The organism is Pseudomonas sp. CFBP 13711 (assembly GCF_014842265.1).
Classification (GTDB): domain Bacteria; phylum Pseudomonadota; class Gammaproteobacteria; order Pseudomonadales; family Pseudomonadaceae; genus Aquipseudomonas.
Window position 1 is genome coordinate 136277 of the sequence record NZ_JACYVI010000001.1, and the last position, 14933, is coordinate 151209.

The window sequence follows — 14933 nt, forward strand, 5'->3', positions numbered from 1 at the left end:
CTATAGGTAGGCGGCGTGAGCCGCTTCGAGGTTGCCCTGAGCCTTCAGGATCAACTCGCAGAATTCGCGGGCAGCGCCTTCGCCGCCACGTGCCTGGGTAATGCCGTCGGCATGCTCGCGGACAAAGCTGGCAGCATTGGCAACGGCCATGCCCAGGCCCACCCGGCGAATGACCGGCAGATCAGGCAAATCGTCGCCCAGATACGCGACCTGCTCGTAGCTTAGATTCAGTTGCTGCAAAAGCTCGTCGAGGACCACGAGTTTGTCTTCGCGGCCCTGATAAAGGTGCGCGATGCCGAGGTTCTTCGCGCGCCGCTCAACCACGGGGGTCTTGCGTCCGCTGATGATGGCAGTTGTCACACCCGAGTTGATGAGCATTTTGATGCCCTGGCCGTCGAGGGTGTTGAAGGTCTTGAATTCACTGCCGTCTTCGAGGAAATACAGGCGTCCGTCGGTGAGTACGCCATCGACGTCGAAGATCGCCAGTTTGATGTTCTTGCCGCGTTGCATCAGGTCATTCATATCGGCGCTCATTTACATGACTCCTGCGCGGAGCAGGTCTTGAAGATTGAACGCGCCAACCGGGCGATCGTTCTCGTCGACCACGATGAGTGCGCCGATCTTGTTGTCTTCCATGATTTTCAAGGCTTCGGCCGCGAGCATTTCCGGGCGCACGGTCTTGCCGTGGACGGTCATGACTTCATCGATGGTCGCCTGGCGTATGTCGATCGGGCGATCCAGGGTGCGGCGCAGGTCGCCGTCCGTGAAGATACCGGCAAGGCGGCCGTCGCCCTCGAGGATGGCGGTCATGCCAAGCCCCTTGCGGGTCATTTCCATCAGCGAATCGCGAAGCGGCGTGCCCCGCGCCACCTGCGGCAGGTTGGCGCCAGTGTGCATGACATGCTCGACCTTCAGCAGCAGCCGACGACCCAGTGCACCGCCTGGATGGGAAAACGCGAAGTCTTCGGCGGTGAAGCCTCTGGCGTCCAGCAGCGCAACGGCCAGGGCGTCGCCCATGACCAGCGCCGCCGTGGTGGAGGAGGTGGGCGCCAGATTCAACGGGCAGGCTTCTTTTTCGACCCGCGCATTGAGGTTGACGTCAGCGGCCTTGGCCAGTGTTGATTCCGGGTTGCCAGTGAGGCTGATCATCTTGATGCCCAGCCGCTTGATCAGCGGCAGCAACGTGACGATTTCGGCCGTCGTGCCCGAATTGGACAGGGCCAGAATAATGTCGGCGCTGGTGATCATGCCCATGTCGCCGTGGCTGGCCTCGGCGGGGTGCACGAAAAAGGACGGGGTGCCGGTGCTGGCCAGCGTAGCGGCGATCTTCTTGCCGATATGCCCCGACTTGCCCATGCCTACCACGACCACGCGGCCCTGACTGCCCAGAATCATGTCGCACGCGTTGACGAAATCGGCATCTATATGCGCAAGCAAACCTTCCACGGCTTCTATTTCAAGGCGGATGGTGCTCTGTGCCGATTCAATCAAGTTGCGCGCATTGGACATATCGGAAGGGGTCGCATGGTGAAAGGCCGGGGATTATAGCGGCAATGTTCAAAAGCCTCACGCTTCATCGTTGCTGTTTGTTTAATGAACGGAGACGTCCTTCAGCAACAGCGTGATAAAGGTTGGCGATGGGTACGAAAATTCCACACCGTCCTTAATACCCTTCTTTGTTTGCGACTCGACACGTTGGAGCTTGGGCGGCGTGCGACAGCGGTGGTATAGTCCGCCGCTTGTTCGGCCCCTCCAAAAGTGTGTCGTTCGTCAAGAACGTGGCATCTGAGAGACAGGTTGCATCGCAAGGAGTTTAGATGAGTGCCGATAACGCCTACGCGGTCGAGCTGAAGGGCGTTTCCTTCAAGCGCGGTGCGCGCAGCATCTTCAATAACGTGGACATCAGCATCCCCCGGGGCAAAGTCACCGGCATCATGGGGCCGTCGGGCAGTGGCAAAACCACCCTGCTGCGATTGATGGGAGCACAACTGCGTCCGAGCGCAGGTGAAGTCTGGGTCAATGGCCAGAATTTGCCGAAACTCTCGCGCAGCGATCTTTTCGATGCGCGCAAGCAGATGGGCGTGCTCTTTCAGAGCGGCGCGCTGTTCACCGATCTCGACGTTTTCGAAAACGTGGCGTTCCCGCTGCGGGTTCACACCAAGCTGCCTGAAGACATGATTCGCGACATCGTCCTGCTGAAACTGCAGGCGGTCGGACTTCGTGGCGCAGTCGATCTGATGCCCGACGAACTCTCAGGTGGCATGAAGCGCCGTGTTGCACTGGCGCGCGCCATCGCGCTGGATCCCCAGATCCTCATGTACGACGAACCTTTCGTGGGGCAGGACCCTATCGCCATGGGCGTGCTGGTTCGGCTCATCCGGCTGCTCAATGATGCGCTGGGTATCACCAGTATCGTGGTGTCCCACGACCTCGCCGAGACCGCCAGCATCGCCGACTATTTATACGTCGTCGGTGACGGTCAGGTGCTGGGACAGGGCACGCCGCAGGAACTGATGGAGTCGGATAACCCTCGTATACGTCAGTTCATGACGGGCGATCCCGACGGGCCGGTGCCTTTCCATTATCCGGCGCCGGATTATCGCGACGATCTTTTGGGGAAGCGCTGATGCGCAGAAAGTCTTTAATGGATCGCGTACGCCTGATGGGGCGTTCGACGATCGATATGGTTGCAGTGCTGGGTCGTTCAGGGATTTTTCTGGTTCATGCGTTGCTTGGGCGCGGCGGAATCGGCGGCGGTTTTCAGCTGCTGGTTCGTCAGTTGCACTCGGTGGGCGTCATGTCCCTGGCCATCATCGTCGTGTCCGGGGTTTTCATCGGCATGGTGCTGGCGCTGCAAGGTTTCAGCATTCTCGCCAAGTACGGCTCCGAGCAGGCTGTGGGGCAGATGGTTGCCCTGACGTTGCTGCGTGAACTCGGTCCGGTGGTCACTGCTCTATTGTTCGCCGGTCGTGCAGGCTCTGCGCTTACCGCTGAAATCGGCAACATGAAATCCACCGAGCAGCTGTCCAGTCTCGAAATGATTGGTGTTGACCCGCTCAAGTACATCGTTGCACCGCGTCTGTGGGCAGGCTTCATCTCGCTGCCAGTGCTGGCGCTGATTTTCAGCGTGGTCGGCATCTGGGGTGGTTCGTGGGTGGCGGTCGACTGGCTGGGCGTCTATGAAGGCTCTTTCTGGGCCAACATGCAGAACAGCGTTTCGTTTTCCGATGATGTACTCAACGGTGTCATCAAGAGCGTTGTGTTCGCTTTTGTCGTCACCTGGATTGCCGTGTTCCAGGGCTATGACTGCGAGCCCACGTCCGAAGGGATCAGTCGCGCCACGACCAAGACCGTGGTCTACGCCTCATTGGCCGTACTGGGCCTGGACTTTATTATGACCGCCTTGATGTTTGGAGACTTCTGATGCAAAACCGCACCCTCGAAACCGGTGTAGGCCTGTTTCTGCTGGCCGGGATCCTGGCTTTGCTCCTGCTCGCCCTGCGCGTCAGCGGTCTGAGCGCCAGCGCCAACACCGACACTTATAAACTTTACGCAAATTTCGACAATATCGCCGGTTTGACTGTCAGAGCGAAAGTGACCATGGCCGGTGTGAACATTGGCAAGGTCACTGCAATCGATCTGGATCACGATACCTTCACGGGGCGTGTGACGATGGAAGTGAACAAGCGGGTCAACAACCTGCCTTCGGATTCCACCGCTTCCATCCTGACCGCAGGCCTGCTGGGTGAAAAATACATCGGCATCAGTGTCGGTGGCGATGACCAACTGTTGAAAGACGGCGGCGTCATCCATGACACCCAGTCCTCGTTGGTACTCGAAGACCTGATCGGTAAATTCCTGCTCAATTCAGTGGGCAAAGACGCCAAATGAGGAGTTTTTTCATGATCTCGATTCTGCGCCGTGGCCTTCTGGTGCTACTGGCCGCCCTGCCTTTGTTTGGTAACGCAGCCGCGTCCGATTCCGCTCACGATCTGGTTGATCGCACCACCAAGCAGTTGCTGGCTGACCTGTCCGCCAACAAGGAAACCTACAAGTCCAATCCGCAAGCCTTCTACGATGCACTTAACGGCATCGTTGGCCCGGTTATCGACGCTGACGGCATCTCCAAAAGCATCATGACCGTGAAGTATTCGCGCAACGCCACCCCGGCGCAGATGCAGCGCTTCCAGGAAAACTTCAAGCGCAGCCTGATCCAGTTCTATGGCAACGCGCTGCTCGAGTACAACAACCAGGGCATCACCGTTTCCCCGGCCAAGCAGGAAGCGGCTGATCGCACTTCCGTCGACATGTCGGTCAAGGGCAACAATGGCGCGGTCTACCCTGTTTCCTACACCCTCGTCAAAATCGGCGGTGAGTGGAAAGTGCGTAACGTGATCATCAACGGCATCAACATCGGCAAGCTGTTCCGCGATCAGTTCGCTGACGCCATGCAGCGCAACGGTAACAACCTGGACAAAACCATCGACGGCTGGGCTGGCGAAGTCGCCAAAGCCAAGCAGACCTCGGAAAGCTCCAGCGACAAGGTCGTCAAATGAGTCAAGCGTCCGTAACTGCCGCTGGCGGCGGAGAGCTGATGCTCTCCGGCGTGATCGACTATCGGACCGGCCCGGCCTTGCGTGAACAGGGCGCGGCGCTGATCAAGTCAAATACCGCTGCAGCCCTGACGCTCGATTGCTCCGGCGTCGAGAAGTCCAGCAGTGTCGGCCTGGCTGTGCTCCTTGCGTTCATGCGTGATGCGCAGGCCGCAGGCAAGTCGGTCACCGTCCGCGCGTTGCCTGAGGACATGCAGGAAATCGCCCAGGTCTCCGGCCTGACCGAGCTGTTGCAGCATCATTAATTGCTTTCATCGATCAAGCCCCTCGTCCGGCCCCTGCAAAGTAGGGTTCGCAACGAGAGGGCTTTTTTGTATGATGGCCGACCCGCGCGCGTAGGGCGCCGATTGAGGTTAAGCATGCAGGCCGTAGAAGTTAAAAGCTTCCTGGAAGCTAAGTTGCCAGATATCCAGGTCGAAGTTGAGGGCGAAGGCTGCAATTTCCAGCTGAACGTAATCAGCGATGAACTGGCCGCACTGAGCCCGGTCAAGCGCCAGCAGCAGATCTACACGCATTTGAACCCATGGATCGCCGATGGCAGCATCCACGCGGTCACCATGAAATTTTTCAGCCGCGCTGCATGGGCCGAGCGCACCTGAGCCAACACGGCGTCGAGATTCCAATGGATAAACTGATTATTACTGGCGGCATTCGTCTTGACGGCGAAATCCGCATCTCCGGGGCGAAAAACTCCGCCCTGCCGATTCTCGCAGCCACGCTGCTGGCTGATGGTCCTGTGACCGTCGCCAACCTGCCGCACCTGCACGACATCACCACCATGATCGAGCTGTTCGGTCGCATGGGCATCGAGCCGATCATCGACGAGAAACTCAGCGTCGAAATCGACCCGCGCACCATCAAGACCCTGGTCGCTCCGTACGAGCTGGTGAAAACCATGCGTGCGTCGATCCTCGTTCTGGGTCCGATGGTTGCCCGCTTCGGTGAAGCCGAAGTGGCACTGCCTGGCGGTTGCGCCATTGGTTCGCGTCCGGTCGATCTGCACATCCGTGGTCTTGAAGCCATGGGCGCGGTCATCGACGTCGAAGGCGGTTACATCAAGGCCAAGGCGCCGGAAGGCGGCCTGCGTGGCGCCAACTTCTTCTTCGATACCGTCAGCGTGACGGGCACCGAGAACATCATGATGGCCGCTGCCCTGGCAAACGGCCGCAGCGTCCTGCAAAACGCCGCGCGTGAGCCTGAAGTCGTCGACCTGGCGAACTTCATCAACGCCATGGGCGGTAAAGTCTCTGGCGCCGGTACCGACACCATCACCATCGATGGCGTCAAACGCCTGGGTTCGGCGACCTATCGCGTCATGCCCGACCGTATCGAAACCGGCACCTACCTGGTGGCGGCGGCGGCAACCGGCGGCCGTGTGAAACTCAAGGACACCGATCCGACGATTCTCGAAGCGGTACTCGAGAAGCTGCGTGAATCCGGCGCCGAGATCACCACCGGCAAGGACTGGATCGAGCTGAATATGCACGGCAAGCGTCCGAAAGCGGTCAACGTGCGCACTGCACCGTATCCAGCTTTCCCGACCGACATGCAGGCGCAGTTCATCTCGCTTAACGCCATCGCCGAAGGCACGGGTGCGGTCATCGAGACCATCTTCGAAAACCGCTTTATGCATGTGTATGAAATGCACCGCATGGGCGCGCAGATCCAGGTCGAAGGCAACACCGCGATCGTCACCGGCTGCACCAAGCTCAAGGGCGCGCCAGTGATGGCGACCGACCTGCGTGCTTCGGCGAGCCTGGTCATTTCGGCGCTGGTTGCCGAAGGCGACACGCTGATCGACCGCATTTACCACATCGACCGTGGTTATGAGTGCATCGAAGAAAAACTGCAGATGCTGGGCGCGAAGATCCGTCGCGTTCCGGGCTAGTCAGCAGCTGCGCGTTCGCCCGTGTCGATGTGATCGACGCGGGCGACGTGTCTGGCCATAGCGCCAGGATTTTCTGATTCGTTCCACTCTGGCTTCTTGAGCCGGAGGTAGTCGGGCGCCAGTTGCGACCCGGCACGCGCTGCTGATAAGGACTGACGTTTCCCATGTTGACCATCGCATTGTCCAAGGGCCGCATCCTCGACGACACCTTGCCGCTGCTCGCTGCGGCGGGCATTGTGCCGACCGAGAATCCGGACAAGAGCCGCAAGCTGATCATCCCGACGACCCAGGCCGACGTGCGCCTGCTGATCGTGCGTGCCACTGACGTGCCGACCTACGTTGAGCACGGTGCTGCAGATCTCGGCGTCGCGGGCAAGGACGTGCTGATGGAATACGGCGGCCAAGGGCTGTATGAGCCGCTCGACCTGCAAATCGCCCAGTGCAAGCTGATGACTGCAGGTGCAGTCGGCGCCGTCGAACCCAAGGGTCGGCTGCGTGTGGCGACCAAGTTCGTCAATGTTGCCAAGCGCTACTACGCCGAACAGGGCCGTCAGGTCGACATCATCAAGCTGTACGGTTCCATGGAACTCGCGCCGCTGGTAGGCCTGGCCGACAAGATCATCGACGTCGTCGACACCGGCAACACGCTGCGTGCCAACGGCCTCGAACCTCAGGACATGATTGCCCACATCAGCTCACGGCTGGTGGTAAACAAAGCATCCATGAAAATGCAACACGCCCGCATTCAGTCGCTGATCGACACCCTGCGCGCTGCCGTGGAGTCGCGACACCGCGGTTGACTGCATCGCGTGACCCTCATCAGGATCACGCCCAGCTATCCGTGTCATAGCCAAATTTCTCAGGTGCCCGCGCGGATGGCTTGCTAGCTTAGGCATCTGCCTATACGCGGCATCTGAGAAATCGCCATTCATTGAGGCCCACGCTATGACCACTCCCAACGCTATTCGCCGACTCAACGCTGCCGATCCGGACTTCGCCCGTCATCTGGATCATCTGCTGAGCTGGGAAAGTGTGTCTGACGACTCGGTCAATGAGCGTGTGCTCGACATCATCAAGAACGTGCGCGAGCGCGGCGATGCGGCGCTGGTGGAATACACCCGTCGCTTCGACGGCCTGGACGTTGCGTCGATGGCCGACCTGATTCTGCCGCGCGAGCGTCTTGAGCTGGCACTGACCCGCATCACGCCGGCCCAGCGTCAGGCCCTCGAAAAAGCGGCTGACCGTGTGCGCAGTTACCACGAGCGGCAGAAGCAGGATTCCTGGAGCTACACCGAGGCCGACGGCACCGTGCTGGGCCAGAAGGTCACTCCGCTGGATCGCGCCGGGCTGTACGTGCCGGGCGGTAAAGCGTCTTACCCGTCTTCGGTGTTGATGAACGCCATTCCGGCCAAGGTCGCCGGCGTAGGCGAGGTGGTCATGGTCGTGCCGACACCTCGCGGTGAGCTCAATGAGCTGGTACTGGCGGCGGCTTGCATCGCGGGCGTCGATCGCGTGTTTACCATCGGCGGCGCCCAGGCGGTTGCGGCGCTGGCGTATGGCACCGAAAGCGTCCCGCAGGTGGACAAGGTCGTCGGGCCGGGCAACATTTACGTGGCCACCGCCAAGCGTCACGTGTTCGGCCAAGTGGGCATCGACATGATCGCCGGCCCGTCGGAGATTCTGGTGGTGTGCGACGGCCAGACCGACCCCGACTGGATCGCCATGGACCTGTTCTCCCAGGCCGAGCACGATGAAGACGCCCAGGCGATTCTGGTCAGTCCGGATGCCGAGTTCCTTGATCGCGTCGCCGCCAGCATCGCCAAACTGATGCCGACGATGGAGCGCGCGGAAATCATCCAGACCTCGATCAATGGCCGCGGCGCCTTGATCAAGGTGGCCGACATGACCCAGGCCATTGAAGTCGCCAACCGGATTGCGCCGGAGCACCTGGAGTTGTCGGTGGCTGATCCTGAGGCCTGGCTGCCGCAGATTCGCCACGCCGGCGCGATCTTCATGGGCCGCCACACGTCCGAAGCGCTGGGCGACTACTGCGCCGGTCCCAACCACGTGCTGCCGACGTCGGGCACCGCACGGTTCTCGTCGCCGTTGGGCGTGTACGATTTCCAGAAACGCTCATCAATTATTTTCTGCTCGGAGCAGGGTGCGTCCGAACTGGGCAAAACGGCCTCGGTACTGGCACGCGGCGAGTCATTGACTGCCCACGCCCGCAGCGCCGAATACCGCATCGTCGACACCGAACAAGAGGGCAACTGAGCATGAGCAAATTCTGGAGTCCCTTCGTCAACGACCTGGTGCCGTATGTGCCGGGCGAGCAGCCCAAGCTGACCAAACTGGTGAAGCTCAACACCAACGAAAACCCCTATGGCCCGTCGCCCAAGGCGATCGATGCCATGCGTGCTGCGGTCAGTGACGACCTGCGCCTGTATCCCGATCCCAACAGTGACGTGCTGAAGCAAGCCGTAGCGAGTTACTACGGCGTCGACGCCAATCGCGTGTTTCTCGGCAACGGCTCGGACGAGGTGCTGGCTCACGCCTATAACGCCTTTTTCCGGCAAGACAAACCGCTGTTGTTCCCGGACATCAGTTACAGCTTCTATCCGGTGTACTGCGGCCTGTATGACGTCGACTACGAAGCCGTGCCGCTGGATGAGCAGTTCCAGATTCGCGTCGAAGATTACGCGCGTCCCAACGGCGGCATCATTTTCCCGAACCCGAACGCACCTACTGGCTGCCTGCTAGCCCTTGATGCTGTCGAGCAAATCCTCAAGAACAGTCCGGATTCAGTGGTGATCGTCGACGAGGCGTATATCGACTTCGGTGGCGAAACCGCGATCAGTCTGGTGGACCGCTATCCGAACCTGCTGGTCACTCAAACGCTTTCCAAGTCGCGCTCCCTCGCCGGGTTGCGAGTGGGCCTCGCGGTGGGGCATCCGGACCTGATTGAAGCGCTGGAGCGGGTCAAGAACAGCTTTAACTCGTATCCGCTGGACCGCATGGCCATTGTCGGCGCAGCAGCGGCATTCGATGACCGTGAGTATTTCGAGCACACCTGCCAGCGCGTCATTGCCAGCCGTGAAGCGCTTGTCGAGCAGCTGGAAGGCAAGGGCTTCGAAGTGCTGCCCTCGGCCGCGAACTTCATCTTCGCCCGCCACCCTCAGCACGACGCTGCCGGTCTGGCGGCGAAGGTGCGGGAGCAGGGCGTGATCGTGCGCCACTTCAAACAGGCGCGCATCGCGCAATTCCTGCGCATCACCATCGGTACGCCTGAACAGAATCAGGCGCTGGTGGATGCGTTGGGGGACTTGTCGAACTGAGTTGACGGTTGCCTAACGGCAACCGATCAATTCTCCGCCGCAGGCGCCGTTGTCTGCGGTGGGCGCACGCCCACTTCGGCGGTCAGTTTCAATTCCTTGCCGTTGCGCATGACCTGAATGGCAATCTTGTCAGTGGGTTTGGTGCGGGCCACCTGATTCATTGAGCGACGGCCGTCGCCCGCCGGCTCGCCGTTGATGCTCAAGATCACATCACCCAGTTGCAAGCCTGCCTTCTGCGCCGGGCCGTCGCGGAAAATCCCGGCGACCACGATGCCCGGACGATCCTTCAGCCCGAACGATTCCGACAACTCCTGAGTCAGCGGCTGTACCTCGATGCCCAACCAGCCGCGAATCACTTGGCCGTGTTCGATGATCGACTTCATCACCTCCAGGGCCAGCTTGGTCGGAATCGCAAAACCGATTCCCTGCGAGCCACCGGATTTGGAGAAGATCGCCGTGTTGATCCCGGTCAGGTTGCCGTTGGCGTCCACCAGCGCGCCGCCCGAGTTGCCGGGGTTGATCGCCGCGTCGGTCTGAATGAAGTCTTCGTAGGTGTTGAGGCCCAGTTGGTTTCGGCCGGTGGCACTGATGATGCCCATGGTCACGGTCTGGCCAACGCCGAACGGGTTACCGATGGCCAATGCAACGTCGCCGATGCGGATAGCGTCGGAACGGCCAAGGGTAATGGAGGGCAGGTTCTTGAGGTCGATCTTCAGCACCGCAAGGTCGGTCTCGGGGTCGCTGCCGACGACTTTGGCTATCGTCTCGCGGCCGTCTTTAAGCGCGACGACAATCTGGTCGGCGCCGGAGGTCACGTGGTTGTTGGTCAACAGGTAGCCTTCCGGGCTCATGATCACCGCCGAACCCAGGCTCGACTGCATGCGCTTTTGTTTGGGCAGGTTGTCGCCGAAGAAACGACGAAATTGCGGGTCGTCGAACAGCGGATGGTTGGGTTTGTTGTTGTTATTGACCATCTTGGTCGTGTACAGATTGGCCACGGCCGGGGCGGCGTTGCTGACAGCGTCCGCGTACGAGACCGGCCCCTGTTGCACGAAGGTCTGTTGCGGCGCTTGCTGCAGGTTCACGTCCTGGCTTGGCAGCCCAACCCATTGGGGATAGCGCTGGATAATCAATAAAGCGATAAGCACACCAGCGAGCAAGGGCCAGCCGAGAAAACGCAGCGCTTTGAACATTGAGCGGAGTCCTGAAGGTAGAAGCGCCTAGCTGCGCCATAATGGCCGGCATTATACGAGGACCGACACGGTCTGGACTGCATATTTAGGAGACTTTTATGGCGGTTGCCTTGAGCACCCTGGTGGAAGAAGCGGACCGCTATCTCGGTAGCGCACGCATTCAGGATTATTGCCCCAACGGCTTGCAGGTCGAGGGCCGGCCGCAGGTCAGCCGAATCGTCTCCGGTGTCACCGCGAGTCAGGCGTTGCTGGACGCAGCCGTGGAGGCCAATGCGGATCTGGTGCTGGTGCATCACGGCTATTTCTGGAAAGGCGAGAATCCCTGCATCACCGGCATGAAGCAGCGTCGGCTGAAGACGCTGCTCAAACACGACATCAGCCTGCTGTCCTATCACCTGCCTCTCGATTTGCATGCTGAGGTAGGCAATAACGTTCAACTCGCCCAGCAACTGGAGATCACCGTCGAAGGCCCGCTGGACCCGGACAACCCGCGCATCGTCGGGCTGGTGGGCTCACTCAGCGAGGCCATGACCCCACGGGATTTCGCCCACCGCGTCCAAACCGCTCTGGGGCGCGAGCCGCTGTTGATCGAAGGCGACGGCATGATACGCCGGGTCGGCTGGTGCACCGGAGGCGGGCAGGGCTACATCGATCAAGCCGTGCTGGCCGGCGTGGACCTGTATTTGAGCGGTGAAGCGTCCGAGCAGACCTTTCACAGCGCCCGGGAAAACGGCATCAGCTTCATTGCCGCCGGCCATCACGCCACCGAGCGTTATGGTGTGCAGGCCCTGGGTGATTATCTGGCGCGGCGCTTTGCTCTGGAGCATCTGTTCATCGACTGTCCGAACCCGATTTAAAGCGTCTGAGGGTCCAAAGCATGAGGTATATGGTTAGATCGTTTCGATCTATCCCCGCCGCTGAATAGAATCAGGCCCCATGATAAAGTGCCTCGCTCGATAGAGCCCGCAGGCTCTCCATACACGTACGTTATCCCGTGAGTAACCATGGTCGACAAACTGACGCATCTGAAACAGCTGGAGGCGGAAAGCATCCACATCATCCGCGAGGTCGCTGCCGAGTTCGATAACCCGGTGATGCTGTACTCCGTCGGTAAAGACTCTGCCGTGATGCTGCATCTGGCGCGCAAGGCCTTCTTCCCGGGCAAGCTGCCGTTCCCGGTGATGCACGTCGACACCCGCTGGAAATTCCAGGAGATGTACCGCTTCCGCGACAAGATGGTCGAGGAAATGGGCCTGGACCTGATCGTGCACGTGAACCCGGACGGCGTCGCGCAGGGTATCAACCCGCTGACCCACGGCAGCTCGAAGCACACCGATATCATGAAAACCCAGGGCCTCAAGCAGGCCCTCGACAAGCACGGTTTCGATGCCGCGTTTGGCGGCGCCCGTCGTGACGAAGAGAAATCCCGCGCCAAAGAGCGTGTGTATTCCTTCCGTGACACCAAGCACCGCTGGGACCCGAAAAACCAGCGTCCCGAGCTGTGGAACGTGTACAACGGCAACGTCAACAAAGGCGAGTCGATCCGCGTGTTCCCGCTCTCCAACTGGACCGAGCTGGACATCTGGCAGTACATCTACCTCGAAGGTATCCCGATCGTCCCGCTGTATTTCGCCGCCGAGCGCGAAGTCATCGAGATGAACGGCACCTGGATCATGATCGATGACGACCGCCTGCGTAATCACCTGTCCGACGAGGACAAGAAGCGCATCGTCAAGAAGAAGGTCCGCTTCCGCACACTGGGCGACTACCCGTTGACGGGCGCTGTCGAGTCCGAGGCCACCAGCCTTACCGACATCATTCAGGAAATGCTCCTGACGCGAACTTCCGAGCGCCAGGGCCGGGTCATCGACCACGATGGCGCAGGCTCGATGGAAGAAAAGAAACGTCAGGGTTATTTCTAATTAGGGTGTCTGAACATGTCGCATCAATCTGAATTGATCAGCGAGGACATCCTCGCCTATCTGGGCCAGCACGAACGCAAGGAAATGCTGCGTTTCCTGACCTGTGGCAACGTCGACGACGGCAAGAGCACGTTGATCGGGCGGCTGCTGCACGATTCCAAGATGATCTACGAAGATCACTTGGAAGCCATCACCCGCGATTCGAAAAAATCCGGCACCACCGGCGACGAAGTCGATCTGGCGCTGCTGGTCGACGGCCTGCAGGCCGAGCGGGAGCAGGGCATCACCATCGATGTCGCTTACCGCTACTTCTCCACCGCCAAGCGCAAATTCATCATCGCCGACACCCCCGGGCATGAGCAGTACACCCGCAACATGGCCACCGGTGCGTCCACCTGTGACCTGGCGATCATTCTGGTCGACGCCCGCTACGGCGTGCAGACCCAGACCAAACGCCACAGCTACATCGCCTCGTTACTGGGCATCAAGCACATCGTGGTCGCCATCAACAAGATGGACCTCAACGGCTTCGACGAGAACATCTTCGAGCAGATCAAGGCCGATTACCTGGCGTTCGCCGACCGCATTGCGCTGAAGCCGACCACAATGGAATTCGTGCCGATGTCAGCCCTCAAGGGCGACAACGTGGTCAACCGGAGCGAGCGTTCGCCGTGGTACACCGGCAAGTCGCTGATGGAAATTCTCGAAACCGTCGAGATCGCCAGCGACCGCAATTTCACCGACCTGCGTTTCCCGGTGCAGTACGTCAACCGTCCGAACCTGAACTTCCGCGGTTTCGCCGGCACCCTGGCGAGCGGCATCGTGCACAAGGGCGACGAAGTCGTTGTGCTGCCGTCCGGCAAGAGCAGCCGCGTGAAATCCATCGTCACTTTCGAAGGCGAGCTGGAGCACGCGGGCCCGGGTCAGGCCGTGACACTGACCATGGAAGACGAGATCGACATCTCCCGTGGCGACCTGTTGGTGCATGCCGACAACGTCCCGCAAGTGGCCGACGCCTTCGACGCCATGCTGGTGTGGATGGCCGAAGAGCCGATGCTGCCGGGCAAGAAATACGACATCAAGCGCGCCACGTCCTACGTGCCGGGTTCGATTGCCAGCATCACCCATCGTGTGGACGTGAACACGCTGGAAGAAGGCCCTGCCAGCTCGCTGCAGCTGAATGAAATCGGCCGCGTGAAGATCGCACTGGACGCGCCGATCGCCCTCGACGGCTACGACAGCAACCGCACGACGGGCGCGTTCATCGTCATCGACCGTTTGACCAACGGGACTGTTGCGGCCGGCATGATCATCGCCAAACCCGTGGTTGCGGGTGGCGGGAGTCATCACGGCGCGCTGGCCCATGTGTCGGCAGAAGAGCGCGCTCAGCGCTTCGGCCAGAAGCCGGCGACCGTGCTGTTCAGCGGTTTGTCGGGTGCGGGCAAGAGCACGCTGGCGTATGCCGTGGAGCGCAAGCTGTTCGACATGGGCCGTGCGGTGTTCGTCCTTGATGGCCAGAACCTGCGTCACGACCTCAACAAGGGCTTGCCGCAGGATCGCGCCGGTCGCACCGAGAACTGGCGTCGTGCCGCCCACGTTGCGCGTCAGTTCAACGAAGCGGGCCTGCTGACCCTCGCAGCGTTCGTCGCGCCGGACGCGGGCGGTCGGCAGAATGCCAAGGCGCTGATCGGCGATGATCGACTGATCACCGTGTACGTTCAGGCGTCGCCGCAGGCCTGTCGTGAGCGTGATCCGCAAGGGCTCTACGCCGCCGACAAGGACAACATCCCGGGTGAATCCTTCCCGTATGACGTCCCGCTGGACGCCGACCTGGTCATCGACACGCAGTCGCTGAACGTCGAAGAAAGCGTCAAGCAGGTGCTGGACCTGCTGCGGACCCGCGGCGTGATCTAAGCGCCGGTCGCCGAACAAGAAACCCGCCAGTGATGGCGGGTTTTTTGTTTCTCTTGCCATTGCGGATC

General features: G+C 60.4%; 16 protein-coding genes. 13 read left to right on the plus strand and 3 right to left on the minus strand.

The window, feature by feature from the left end; genetic code table 11:
• Nucleotides 1-534 carry a 3-deoxy-manno-octulosonate-8-phosphatase KdsC gene (gene kdsC / locus IFT47_RS00645; RefSeq protein WP_065992081.1) on the minus strand — a complete coding sequence of 178 codons (534 nt, stop codon included), beginning with the start codon at nt 532-534 and terminating at the stop codon, nt 1-3.
• A complete protein-coding gene (locus IFT47_RS00650) occupies nt 535-1509 on the minus strand; it encodes a KpsF/GutQ family sugar-phosphate isomerase (RefSeq protein ID WP_192171785.1) in 975 nt (324 codons plus the stop codon). It abuts the gene before it with no gap.
• Between the two features lie 308 nt (nt 1510-1817).
• Here IFT47_RS00650 and IFT47_RS00655 point away from each other — a divergent pair, with 308 nt between their 5' ends.
• From IFT47_RS00655 to hisC, 10 genes are all read left to right on the plus strand, one after another.
• A complete protein-coding gene (locus tag IFT47_RS00655; protein ID WP_065992087.1) occupies nt 1818-2627 on the plus strand; it encodes an ATP-binding cassette domain-containing protein in 810 nt (269 codons plus the stop codon).
• The gene (mlaE, locus tag IFT47_RS00660; RefSeq protein WP_192171784.1) at nt 2627-3424 is read left to right on the plus strand and encodes a lipid asymmetry maintenance ABC transporter permease subunit MlaE; all 798 of its coding nucleotides are present in this window, start codon (nt 2627-2629) and stop codon (nt 3422-3424) included. Before IFT47_RS00655 ends, mlaE begins: the two co-directional genes overlap by 1 nt.
• Complete coding sequence (mlaD, locus tag IFT47_RS00665) at nt 3424-3891, plus strand: outer membrane lipid asymmetry maintenance protein MlaD (RefSeq protein ID WP_192171783.1); 468 nt, start codon at nt 3424-3426, stop codon at nt 3889-3891. Before mlaE ends, mlaD begins: the two co-directional genes overlap by 1 nt.
• Before the next feature lie 11 nt (nt 3892-3902).
• Nucleotides 3903-4556: an MlaC/ttg2D family ABC transporter substrate-binding protein gene (locus IFT47_RS00670; RefSeq protein WP_192171782.1), complete on the plus strand. Its 654-nt coding sequence runs from the start codon at nt 3903-3905 to the stop codon at nt 4554-4556.
• Nucleotides 4553-4858 (plus strand): STAS domain-containing protein, encoded by a 306-nt coding sequence (locus IFT47_RS00675; RefSeq protein ID WP_192171781.1) that lies wholly within the window; start codon nt 4553-4555, stop codon nt 4856-4858. Before IFT47_RS00670 ends, IFT47_RS00675 begins: the two co-directional genes overlap by 4 nt.
• Before the next feature lie 114 nt (nt 4859-4972).
• A complete protein-coding gene (locus IFT47_RS00680) occupies nt 4973-5212 on the plus strand; it encodes a BolA family protein (protein WP_065992095.1) in 240 nt (79 codons plus the stop codon).
• A 23-nt stretch (nt 5213-5235) separates the two neighbouring features.
• Nucleotides 5236-6501 carry a UDP-N-acetylglucosamine 1-carboxyvinyltransferase gene (gene murA / locus IFT47_RS00685; RefSeq protein WP_122536135.1) on the plus strand — a complete coding sequence of 422 codons (1266 nt, stop codon included), beginning with the start codon at nt 5236-5238 and terminating at the stop codon, nt 6499-6501.
• A gap of 164 nt (nt 6502-6665) precedes the next feature.
• Nucleotides 6666-7301, plus strand: a complete 636-nt coding sequence (hisG, locus tag IFT47_RS00690; protein ID WP_192171780.1) for an ATP phosphoribosyltransferase — start codon at nt 6666-6668, stop codon at nt 7299-7301.
• 145 nt (nt 7302-7446) lie between these two features.
• Nucleotides 7447-8775, plus strand: a complete 1329-nt coding sequence (hisD, locus tag IFT47_RS00695) for a histidinol dehydrogenase (RefSeq protein ID WP_192171779.1) — start codon at nt 7447-7449, stop codon at nt 8773-8775.
• A 2-nt stretch (nt 8776-8777) separates the two neighbouring features.
• Nucleotides 8778-9836, plus strand: coding sequence for a histidinol-phosphate transaminase (gene hisC / locus IFT47_RS00700; protein WP_192171778.1), 1059 nt, complete (start codon nt 8778-8780; stop codon nt 9834-9836).
• A 26-nt stretch (nt 9837-9862) separates the two neighbouring features.
• Here the strand turns inward: hisC and algW are convergent, their stop codons facing one another.
• Nucleotides 9863-11029, minus strand: a complete 1167-nt coding sequence (gene algW / locus IFT47_RS00705) for a Do family serine endopeptidase AlgW (RefSeq protein WP_192171777.1) — start codon at nt 11027-11029, stop codon at nt 9863-9865.
• Nucleotides 11030-11127: 98 nt separating this feature from the next.
• Between algW and IFT47_RS00710 the strand changes: the two genes are divergently transcribed.
• The 3 genes from IFT47_RS00710 to cysN all read left to right on the plus strand — a co-directional run bounded on the left by IFT47_RS00710 (nt 11128) and on the right by cysN (nt 14865).
• On the plus strand, nt 11128-11886 hold the full coding sequence (locus tag IFT47_RS00710; RefSeq protein WP_192171776.1) for a Nif3-like dinuclear metal center hexameric protein: 759 nt from the start codon (nt 11128-11130) through the stop codon (nt 11884-11886).
• A gap of 147 nt (nt 11887-12033) precedes the next feature.
• Nucleotides 12034-12951 carry a sulfate adenylyltransferase subunit CysD gene (gene cysD, locus IFT47_RS00715; protein ID WP_065992104.1) on the plus strand — a complete coding sequence of 306 codons (918 nt, stop codon included), beginning with the start codon at nt 12034-12036 and terminating at the stop codon, nt 12949-12951.
• Between the two features lie 15 nt (nt 12952-12966).
• Nucleotides 12967-14865 (plus strand): sulfate adenylyltransferase subunit CysN, encoded by a 1899-nt coding sequence (cysN, locus tag IFT47_RS00720; RefSeq protein ID WP_192171775.1) that lies wholly within the window; start codon nt 12967-12969, stop codon nt 14863-14865.
• The last annotated feature ends 68 nt before the right edge of the window (nt 14866-14933 follow it).

Bases quoted from the DNA above. Each gene is read 5' to 3' on its own strand.
- kdsC (WP_065992081.1), bottom strand. From the start codon at position 534: ATGAGCGCCGATATGAATGACCTGATGCAACGCGGCAAGAACATCAAA.
- IFT47_RS00650 (WP_192171785.1), bottom strand. From the start codon at position 1,509: ATGTCCAATGCGCGCAACTTGATTGAATCGGCACAGAGCACCATCCGC.
- IFT47_RS00655 (WP_065992087.1), top strand. From the start codon at position 1,818: ATGAGTGCCGATAACGCCTACGCGGTCGAGCTGAAGGGCGTTTCCTTC.
- mlaE (WP_192171784.1), top strand. From the start codon at position 2,627: ATGCGCAGAAAGTCTTTAATGGATCGCGTACGCCTGATGGGGCGTTCG.
- mlaD (WP_192171783.1), top strand. From the start codon at position 3,424: ATGCAAAACCGCACCCTCGAAACCGGTGTAGGCCTGTTTCTGCTGGCC.
- IFT47_RS00670 (WP_192171782.1), top strand. From the start codon at position 3,903: ATGATCTCGATTCTGCGCCGTGGCCTTCTGGTGCTACTGGCCGCCCTG.
- IFT47_RS00675 (WP_192171781.1), top strand. From the start codon at position 4,553: ATGAGTCAAGCGTCCGTAACTGCCGCTGGCGGCGGAGAGCTGATGCTC.
- IFT47_RS00680 (WP_065992095.1), top strand. From the start codon at position 4,973: ATGCAGGCCGTAGAAGTTAAAAGCTTCCTGGAAGCTAAGTTGCCAGAT.
- murA (WP_122536135.1), top strand. From the start codon at position 5,236: ATGGATAAACTGATTATTACTGGCGGCATTCGTCTTGACGGCGAAATC.
- hisG (WP_192171780.1), top strand. From the start codon at position 6,666: ATGTTGACCATCGCATTGTCCAAGGGCCGCATCCTCGACGACACCTTG.
- hisD (WP_192171779.1), top strand. From the start codon at position 7,447: ATGACCACTCCCAACGCTATTCGCCGACTCAACGCTGCCGATCCGGAC.
- hisC (WP_192171778.1), top strand. From the start codon at position 8,778: ATGAGCAAATTCTGGAGTCCCTTCGTCAACGACCTGGTGCCGTATGTG.
- algW (WP_192171777.1), bottom strand. From the start codon at position 11,029: ATGTTCAAAGCGCTGCGTTTTCTCGGCTGGCCCTTGCTCGCTGGTGTG.
- IFT47_RS00710 (WP_192171776.1), top strand. From the start codon at position 11,128: ATGGCGGTTGCCTTGAGCACCCTGGTGGAAGAAGCGGACCGCTATCTC.
- cysD (WP_065992104.1), top strand. From the start codon at position 12,034: ATGGTCGACAAACTGACGCATCTGAAACAGCTGGAGGCGGAAAGCATC.
- cysN (WP_192171775.1), top strand. From the start codon at position 12,967: ATGTCGCATCAATCTGAATTGATCAGCGAGGACATCCTCGCCTATCTG.